Here is a 593-nt window from a genome sequence, read left to right as displayed (position 1 = left end):
GGCTTCCAGGCTCAGCGACTCGCGGGTCACGGCCTGGCGCAGGGCGCGCTCGCCTCCCTCGTCTCTTTTCCTCTCCTCTTCCCTCTTTTCCCCTTCTTTTCTCTTTTTTTTCTCTTCTTCCTTTTCTTCTTCCCTTTTCTCTTCTTCTTTTCCCCTCCTCCCCCCCTTCCTCCTCTCCTTCCCTTCCTTCTTCCTCCTCTTCCTTCTTCTCTTTTCCCCCTTCCCTTCTCTTCCTTCTTCCTCTTTCTCTTCTCCCTTTCCCCCCTTTTTTCTCTTTCCTCTCTCCTCTCTCTCCTCCCTTCCTTTTTCCCCTCCCTTTCCCCCTTCCTCTTTCTCCTTTCCTCTCTTTTCCTTCTTTCTTCCTCCTTCTCCTCCCTTTTTTCTTCCCTCTTCCCTCCTCTCTCCCTTCCTTTCTCCCCCTCTCCTTCCCTTCCTCCCTCCTTCCTTCTTCTTCTTCTTTTTTTCCCCTTCTCTTCCTTCCCTCCCCCCCCCCTCTTCTCCCCTCTTCTTCTTTCTCCTTTCCCTCTCCTCTCTCCTCTCCTTTTCTTCTCCTCCTTCCCTCCTCCCCTCCCTCCCCTTTCTTCCTTCTCTTT

1 protein-coding gene is annotated in these 593 nt (G+C 52.8%); it reads right to left on the bottom strand.

All coding sequences use genetic code 11. The annotated features are described in order from the left end of the window. Positions 1–593: hypothetical protein (locus SPK54_RS13660; protein WP_330948413.1), on the bottom strand; the 593-nt coding region annotated here is incomplete at both ends.

Source organism: Thermomonas sp. LB-4, from assembly GCF_036409385.1.
GTDB lineage: Bacteria > Pseudomonadota > Gammaproteobacteria > Xanthomonadales > Xanthomonadaceae > Thermomonas.
Note: the sequence above shows the minus strand (reverse complement) of the source record. Positions and strands in the feature narration are given on the sequence as shown.